The 6,869-nt window shown below is 41.0% G+C and carries 11 protein-coding genes; 3 read left to right on the forward strand and 8 right to left on the reverse strand.

The genetic code is table 11. The features are described 5' to 3' along the window. From PVV69_RS08940 to PVV69_RS08960, 5 genes are all read right to left on the reverse strand, one after another. Positions 1-1,573: phage tail protein (locus PVV69_RS08940; RefSeq protein WP_273757226.1), on the reverse strand; the 1,573-nt coding region annotated here is incomplete at its 3' end. Next, positions 1,570-1,641, reverse strand: a complete 72-nt coding sequence (locus PVV69_RS10095) for a hypothetical protein (RefSeq protein WP_404978381.1) — start codon at positions 1,639-1,641, stop codon at positions 1,570-1,572. The genes PVV69_RS10095 and PVV69_RS08940, both read right to left, overlap by 4 nt. 38 nt (positions 1,642-1,679) lie before the next feature. Next, on the reverse strand, positions 1,680-1,967 hold the full coding sequence (locus PVV69_RS08950) for a phage tail assembly protein (protein ID WP_273755856.1): 288 nt from the start codon (positions 1,965-1,967) through the stop codon (positions 1,680-1,682). Positions 1,968-1,969: 2 nt separating this feature from the next. Next, positions 1,970-2,476 carry a phage major tail tube protein gene (locus PVV69_RS08955; RefSeq protein ID WP_273757227.1) on the reverse strand — a complete coding sequence of 169 codons (507 nt, stop codon included), beginning with the start codon at positions 2,474-2,476 and terminating at the stop codon, positions 1,970-1,972. Then, positions 2,476-3,867, reverse strand: coding sequence for a phage tail sheath subtilisin-like domain-containing protein (locus PVV69_RS08960; protein ID WP_273757228.1), 1,392 nt, complete (start codon positions 3,865-3,867; stop codon positions 2,476-2,478). Before PVV69_RS08960 ends, PVV69_RS08955 begins: the two co-directional genes overlap by 1 nt. Positions 3,868-4,260: 393 nt before the next feature. On the opposite strand from PVV69_RS08960, the gene PVV69_RS08965 reads away from it, so the two are divergent. Both PVV69_RS08965 and PVV69_RS08970 read left to right on the forward strand, forming a co-directional pair. Further along, the gene (locus PVV69_RS08965) at positions 4,261-5,001 is read left to right on the forward strand and encodes an antA/AntB antirepressor family protein (RefSeq protein WP_273757229.1); all 741 of its coding nucleotides are present in this window, start codon (positions 4,261-4,263) and stop codon (positions 4,999-5,001) included. Then, positions 4,998-5,276 carry a hypothetical protein gene (locus PVV69_RS08970; protein WP_273757230.1) on the forward strand — a complete coding sequence of 93 codons (279 nt, stop codon included), beginning with the start codon at positions 4,998-5,000 and terminating at the stop codon, positions 5,274-5,276. The genes PVV69_RS08965 and PVV69_RS08970 overlap by 4 nt, the downstream gene beginning before the upstream one ends. Before the next feature lie 45 nt (positions 5,277-5,321). Here the strand turns inward: PVV69_RS08970 and PVV69_RS08975 are convergent, their stop codons facing one another. Together PVV69_RS08975 and PVV69_RS08980 are read right to left on the reverse strand one after the other, a co-directional pair. Beyond that, positions 5,322-5,654, reverse strand: a complete 333-nt coding sequence (locus PVV69_RS08975) for a HigA family addiction module antitoxin (RefSeq protein ID WP_273757231.1) — start codon at positions 5,652-5,654, stop codon at positions 5,322-5,324. A gap of 33 nt (positions 5,655-5,687) precedes the next feature. Then, complete coding sequence (locus PVV69_RS08980; protein ID WP_273757232.1) at positions 5,688-5,963, reverse strand: type II toxin-antitoxin system RelE/ParE family toxin; 276 nt, start codon at positions 5,961-5,963, stop codon at positions 5,688-5,690. Positions 5,964-6,081: 118 nt separating this feature from the next. Between PVV69_RS08980 and PVV69_RS08985 the strand changes: the two genes are divergently transcribed. Next, the gene (locus tag PVV69_RS08985) at positions 6,082-6,438 is read left to right on the forward strand and encodes a type II toxin-antitoxin system HigA family antitoxin (RefSeq protein ID WP_019220258.1); all 357 of its coding nucleotides are present in this window, start codon (positions 6,082-6,084) and stop codon (positions 6,436-6,438) included. On the opposite strand, the gene PVV69_RS08990 is transcribed toward PVV69_RS08985, so the two are convergent. Continuing rightward, positions 6,435-6,713, reverse strand: a complete 279-nt coding sequence (locus PVV69_RS08990) for a hypothetical protein (protein WP_273757233.1) — start codon at positions 6,711-6,713, stop codon at positions 6,435-6,437. The two genes, PVV69_RS08985 and PVV69_RS08990, sit on opposite strands and share 4 nt — an antisense overlap. Positions 6,714-6,869 lie beyond the last annotated feature (156 nt).

The raw sequence follows: 6,869 nt of genomic DNA on the forward strand, positions 1-6,869 counted from the left end.
CAATCCAAGAGAGTGGTGAAAATTTTTTAAAGAGAGTAAAGAGTTTATTAAAAACATTACTGCATAAATTAGCCAAAGAATTCCACAAATTGCGTAAGAAATTCATGACCGTATCCCAATTTTTATAAAGCAGATATCCGGCCCCTACAAGGGCTGCAATGCCAGCCATTATCCAACCAATAGGTGTGGTCATGATTGCGATACCAAGCGATATAAAAGCAGAACCAACGGTGGTTATTGCTGGAATGAGTGAAGCTATAAGCGTTACGGCAAGACTGGCAACTGCAGAAGCAGCCGGTGCCATTGCCGAAATGAATGCCACGGTAAGAACTGCTCCAACTGCGGCCAAAGATGCAGCCATCCAGCCATTGAGTTTATGCCAATATTTATAGAGTACAACAAGTGCTACAATACCGCCAATGAGCCAACCAATAGGGGTGGTCATCATAGCATAGCCAAGGCTAACAAACGCTACTCCTACGGCTGCTAATGCGGCAATGAGTGGACCAAAAATAAATGAACCAAGGGCGACAAGACCTATCTTTAAGAGGGTTATTTCACCAATCAATGGCTCTAGCCATCGAAACCAGCCTTTAATCCTCTCTGTGAGATCACTGATGCCTTTTCTTAAATCAGAGGTAGGATTAAGTAAATCTTGTAAGACTTGTTTTAAGGTTTTAGCCCAGCTTGCCACGGTTGTTTGGATAAGATCACGGTTTTCATCAATCAGCTTTGAAAATGCATCAATCATATCATTGATCACAGGCATGAAACGTGCGCCAATAAAGCTCGCAATACCGCCTATTTTTTTCTTAAAAGCACCAAGCTTATCACTTAAATCTGCTGCATAGCGTGCAACATCGGCACCTATCAGCCATTTTCCTTTCCGCGCCTTTGCAAAGAGTTCTTTAATGGGTGCCATACCTTGTGAAAGCATGGCAGCCATTTCTTTACCATCTCCACCAAACAACAGCGCAGCAATACGCTGCCTTTGTGCTTGGCTTTTCATCTTACTCATTTTTTCGGTAATTTCTTCTAGTAAGAGAGAATTTGATTTGAGTTTACCAGAAGCGTTTTTGACAGAAATACCAAGCGCTTCAAATCCCATCATGCCTCTTTTTTGTCCAGCATATGCTTGCGCAGAACGCCTATTTAAGGTTGCCAAGGATTGTTGAAAGAGTTCGGCAGAATATCCTGAATTATCGGCTGCATCACCCCATAATTGAAGGGCTGTGACACTCATTCCTAAATGGTGTGATGCATGGTGAAGACTATCGCCCATATGCATGGTTTTCATGGTAACGGCGGTCAAACTTGCCACAAGACCACCACCAGCAAGCCCTAAGACACCGGTAAAGACTGAAGCACGGCTTGCAGCTACACCAAGAGCACTTTGAACACCATGAAGGCTTTTTGTCATGTTTTTGACAGCAGCAGAAAAGCGCGGAATACCCAAACTATGTGAGAGTGTTTTTGACAATGTATCGAATTTTTTTTGAAGATGTTTGAGAGGTGCGGTGAGTTTATCTTCAAGAGACAATCTCACCTTTGCATCAGCAACTTTTTCACTCATTTTGTCTTATACCTTTCTGCTGCTTGTTTTCGCCAGAATATGAGATCTTGCGGTTCCATTTCCATCATGTCTGAAAGTGACCAATGGAACACAATGGCAATATCGGCTATGAGTTTAGCGGCGGTTTCCCAGTCGAGGTATCCCGCCGCTTGATAAAAGACTCCAAAATCTCTCCAATGCTCGACAAGTCATTAATATCGAGTTCTCCAACCGCTTCATGTGCCCATTCAGAAAGGCGTGTGATCATAGCGATTGTTTGCTCTATGCCTTCTTTTTTGTCGATTGCTTGCACATCTTTTGTTTTGGGGCGCCGTAAGGTAATTGTGGTGTGCTCTTTTCCCTCAAAAGTAACCGGTACAAGTAATTTATGTGTAATGCTTGTTTGTACTGTCATTTTTATAATCCTATGTTTTCTCTATGACCTGCTAATTGATTGACGCCATTGAATTTTCTGATGAGGTTTAGGACGTCTATCTCAACAATTTCAACGTCCTTCTGGACATATTTGAAATACTGTAATGTGAATGTTGCTGTGGATGTTGCTTTGCTCCCCGGTTGCCATTCTGCCATTTCAAAGCCTTTGCATAGTCCTCTCATGGTAATGACAACACCTTCTGCTGGTGTGCCTTGGGCTTGCATTGAACTGCGTAATGAAATGTTGACATCAGTGCGCCCCAACAGTGCCATTAACTCTGGAGAGCAATCAGAAATGGTCATGGTGAGAATGAGAGTTTCAAGACCAAGGTCAACTTCAATGGAGGAGTCCATGCCTCCGCCACGATAATTTTCAACGACCAAGTTCAAATTTGGTAATGTTACGCTTTCACATTTTGCTTGATAGGGAATACCGTCGACAAAAATGTTAAAATATTTCAAAACTCTTGGTAAAACGGGGATAGCCATTAAAAGATCTCCTCTAAATAATCATTCACAATGCGTGAACGGAATGTGATGTGTTCTGCTGGTGTTGTTGGTGTGAATTCCACATTGAAATAGACTCTGCCGCCTTCAATAGCGCTTGCTGTATTCAACTCTAGATCAGGCGTACAACGCCCACCAAGAATGGCGCCTTGTGCTTTTAAATCACGCAAATAGGCATTGACGCTTTCACTCACGTCACTCATGTAGGTTTTTTTGATATTGCGGTCGACAGCCCATAGATGCCCACGTAAAATGGCGTCATTGATCATATCTGCGGTGCGTACCACCGATAAGAAAGCAAATTTTGTATCGCTTGAAAGGGTGCGATTACCCCAAAGACGATAACCATTTTCACGAATAATGGTTGTGATGTTTTGTTCATTAAGAAGGTTGGCACGGCTGGATCTGTCCCCAATGGAAAAATCAATGGGGCGTGCAATACCAACAATGCCATTGATCACTTTGTTTGAAGGGGAATGCCAAAAACCGTGTGTAAAATCAGTTTTAGCAATGACACCTGCAACTGCTGCACTTGCTGGCTGTTCTAAGATTTTTCCATCACGATTCACCTTTACAAAAGGGTCAACTATGATGGCGCGCTTTGAATCAAAATCCTTTGCTGCACTAAGGGCTGCTTCATCTGTTGTGTTTGGTGCATCAAGCACCACAATAGCGCGTAGGCGTTCAGCAATGCCAATGAGTTCTGCCGCTACAGGATTAGAGGTTGTACTGATTTCGGCTTTGGCTGTCGCTCCAGTGCCATCCCCTTCAATCGTCACATTTGGGGCGGTTTGATAATCAAAGCCACTGTCCTTAATGACAAGTGACGTTACTTTTCCATCTTTCAGGATTGCTTCTGCTTCTGCACCGCCGGCAATTTTAACGGTTGCTTGAGTGTAACCGCTTCCTTGGTTCGTCACATCAATCTTGCTAAGACTGATAGGGAGTTTGTGCGTAAAGCCTGGGGCAATAAGAATGCGTGGTGTTTGTCCCACAATGGATTGTGCTCCAATCAAAGCGTGGACGCCTTCATAAGCGCCATTTGCATTCACACCGCCAAGAACATTGGTGAGTGTTGCATTTTCATTATCACCTTCTTTCACGCGCACGACAACAACAATGGCACCCACTTGCTTGAAAATGAGATCAAGGGCATTGGGTAGGGTGCCTTGACGCTTACCTGTTTTATCCAGTTTAGCTGCTTGTGAAAGAGAACCGGTAACCAAAACGGGTGTGTTAAGGGGGAATGCTTGTTCATCAGCATCGGGTGCTGTGCCAACAATCCCGATAACTGCCGATTGAACCGCGCGAAGGGGGCGTGTGCCGTCATCAACCTCGACGACTTCAACACCGTGTAGAAAACCTGTTGCCATTTGATACTCCTTTAAAATAGTGGCGAATGAAATGAAGATGAAAAAATGAGGGATGAAGAGCTGTGTTTTTCAATGCTCGGCATCCAAAGATGAAATTAACAAAAATATCAAAAGTATCTTGACATTGTTTCTGCGATGTGTATTTTCGAATCAGGTGCCTAAGAAACACCGAACGATAAGCGGATAGATTACCGAAATAGTCTCTTCCCGCCGAAATTTAAAAACTTTGACTCATCACATGCTTTGTAGCATATAGTGATTTTGTCGGGTGTGGTTACACTATACAATACCTTTGCAGGGAAAGTGTAACGACGGACTTATCGCCGTGTTTCTTAGCACCCGGCACTCTTTTTAGAGTGTCATTAAGAAACCTCTAACGATAAGGAGTTCATCATGAACACTCTTATAGAAATATCAGAACAGGTCATTGATCAAGAAACTGTTCAGACAGTCAATGCGCGTGATTTGCATGCGTTTTTAGGAGTAGGTAAAAAGTTTGCAGATTGGATTACTGAACGCATTAATAAATATGATTTTGTCGAAAACAGAGATTATATAGTTTTTCCCAATTTTGGGAAAAACCTCCAAGGTGGACGTCCCTCCAAAGATTATGCTCTCACTTTAAGTGTAGCTAAAGAGCTTTCTATGGTGGAGAACAATAAGAAAGGTAGAGAAGCCCGTTTATATTTCATTGAATGCGAAAAACATGCAAAGCAAGTAGCAACACCACAGATCGATTACTCAACGCCTCAAGCATTGCTTGGTGTCTTGAATCACTTACAAAGTCAAATTGAACAGAAAGATCATGTGATTGCTGAATTAACTCCGAAAGCAGAGGCTTTAGAAGGCTTAAAGCGTTCTGATGGTTTGTTTGGTCTTATCGAAGCAGCGAAAATGCTAGAGGTACGACCTAAGGATTTAACGGATTACTTGCGTAAACATGATTGGGTCTATCGACGAGCTCCAGGGGCACCTTTATTACCCTATCAAGATAAGATCAAGAAAGGCTTCATGGATTGCCCTGCTATCACTATCCAAAGACCTGATGGCACAGAAAAGGTACTCCCTTCAACGAAAATCACATCGAGAGGATTGGCATGTTTGAGAGAACAAATCCATGGAGGTGTACAATGAAGATAGATACCAACTTTTTATGCGATTTATGGATAGCATTATCTCAATTTTCTAATGATGAAAATGTGAGCGACAAAGATTGTAGTGCTCTGGTTCAAACTATGAATGCAATAGAAAAGGTTCTCATTTTAAAACTTCAAAATGACGTGCCTAATATTACAAAGATTTTGGCAATTCTTACAGATTTTGGAGATTCAGAGTTACCGCATAGCATGGATTCTTTGTTGCGTGCTTATGAATCGGATTGTGATAACCCCATTAAAAAGGTTGCTTAATTAAAAAATATGACTCATCTCCCCGTCTTTAGGGTGGGGAGAAGGTTACGAATGGCTCTGTTCCATTTGTATATCCACTTTTTTATTAACTTCTAGTGTTGGAATAGAAGAGACATCAATGTCCCTCAAGGCATGCCATGTATCATAATTGGCTTGAAGCTGTAGCCAGAGAGCTGGTCCATTTCCTAATAATTTACCAATGCGAGCTGCTGTTACGGCTGTGACTGGACGTTCTCCTTTAAGGATGCCATGTAGATGTTGACGTGATATTTGAAGAATCCGTGCAATTTCGGTTTTGCTTGTATCTAAATGCTCCAAAGATTCGGCTAAAATTTCTCCTGGATGAGTAGGACAACGATTAGGATTGCGTGTGGTCATGGATAGTCTCCTTTACAATTGATTTTAAAATCTTCAATGGTATTGTTCTAGATCAACATGGTAAACGTGTCCGTCTTTAAATTCAAAAGTGATACACCAAGGACCATTGATATGGACTGTGTAGCGAGTTGGAGTAAAGCTTTTAAGCATATGAAAATTATAACCTGGTACATTGATATCACTAACTTGAGAAGCCGCATCAAGAGTATCAAGACGGCGAATAATACGCTGTTGAAGCCTGCTATCAATCTTACTTTTTCCTGTTTCCCAGAGAGATTGTAGGTCTTTATTTTTAAATGTTTTGATCATAGCAAACTCAACAACTTTATTTTAAGTAAGATGTAATATATTAAGTGACAATTGTCAACAAAAATGTTACAGTTAAATATTGTTAATGGAATACTGTAGAACTAAAAGAATTTAAGAAATGAATATCAAACCAATTCGTACAGAGAGAGATTATCAAGAAGCTTTAGAAATTGTGTCTGCAATGTTTGACAATCAACCTAAAGAGAATACTCCAGAATTTGATCAAATGGAGGTTCTTGTGTTGTTGATTGAAGCTTATGAAACAGAACATTATCCTATTTCTCCTCCTCATCCTATTGAGGCTATTAAATTTAGAATGGAACAAATGAACTTAAGTGCTAAAGATCTTGTTCCTGCGATTGGTCATTTAAATCGCGTTTATGAAATCTTGAGTGGAAAAAGAAAACTAACACTACGCATGATTAAAAATTTGCACCAACAGTTTAACATCCCATTAGAAAGCCTAATAGCTTAGACTTGTTTTTCTTTTCTCCACCTCATGCGTAAAGAGAAGGATAGGCGCATGGAGGGGATAAATTTGCACGTCAACATCAAGGATTTTACAACCGCATCAAAGGCTGTCTGATCAAATATTGCTAAAAACTTAGATCCCTTGCCATTCTTAATAAAGTGAATACGAAGTTTAAATTCTATTGTCATTTTGCTCTCCAAATCAATGAAGAGACAATAACAATCATCACCATGCTCCATAAGCCTGACACTGTCAGTCAAAAAAGACTTTAAAATCATACAAAGCCCGCTTATACAACAAGCATTCCTATAACTTAGCTTATTTACCTTTTTTGTGGCACCCCTATAGGTGGCTCTATGATTGCGTCTTTCTCTACTGGTTGCGTAGATGCGGATTGTTTTTTGTTTTCATCCAATACGGGAGGAGAGAACACT

This window comes from Bartonella sp. MM73XJBT, from assembly GCF_028618465.1.
GTDB lineage: Bacteria > Pseudomonadota > Alphaproteobacteria > Rhizobiales > Rhizobiaceae > Bartonella.

What these genes read in the sequence shown, in the direction of transcription:
- PVV69_RS08950 (WP_273755856.1), bottom strand. Translation starts at nt 1,967, where the DNA reads ATGACAGTACAAACAAGCATTACACATAAATTACTTGTACCGGTTACT.
- PVV69_RS08955 (WP_273757227.1), bottom strand. Translation starts at nt 2,476, where the DNA reads ATGGCTATCCCCGTTTTACCAAGAGTTTTGAAATATTTTAACATTTTT.
- PVV69_RS08960 (WP_273757228.1), bottom strand. Translation starts at nt 3,867, where the DNA reads ATGGCAACAGGTTTTCTACACGGTGTTGAAGTCGTCGAGGTTGATGAC.
- PVV69_RS08965 (WP_273757229.1), top strand. Translation starts at nt 4,261, where the DNA reads ATGAACACTCTTATAGAAATATCAGAACAGGTCATTGATCAAGAAACT.
- PVV69_RS08970 (WP_273757230.1), top strand. Translation starts at nt 4,998, where the DNA reads ATGAAGATAGATACCAACTTTTTATGCGATTTATGGATAGCATTATCT.
- PVV69_RS08975 (WP_273757231.1), bottom strand. Translation starts at nt 5,654, where the DNA reads ATGACCACACGCAATCCTAATCGTTGTCCTACTCATCCAGGAGAAATT.
- PVV69_RS08980 (WP_273757232.1), bottom strand. Translation starts at nt 5,963, where the DNA reads ATGATCAAAACATTTAAAAATAAAGACCTACAATCTCTCTGGGAAACA.
- PVV69_RS08985 (WP_019220258.1), top strand. Translation starts at nt 6,082, where the DNA reads ATGAATATCAAACCAATTCGTACAGAGAGAGATTATCAAGAAGCTTTA.
- PVV69_RS08990 (WP_273757233.1), bottom strand. Translation starts at nt 6,713, where the DNA reads ATGATTTTAAAGTCTTTTTTGACTGACAGTGTCAGGCTTATGGAGCAT.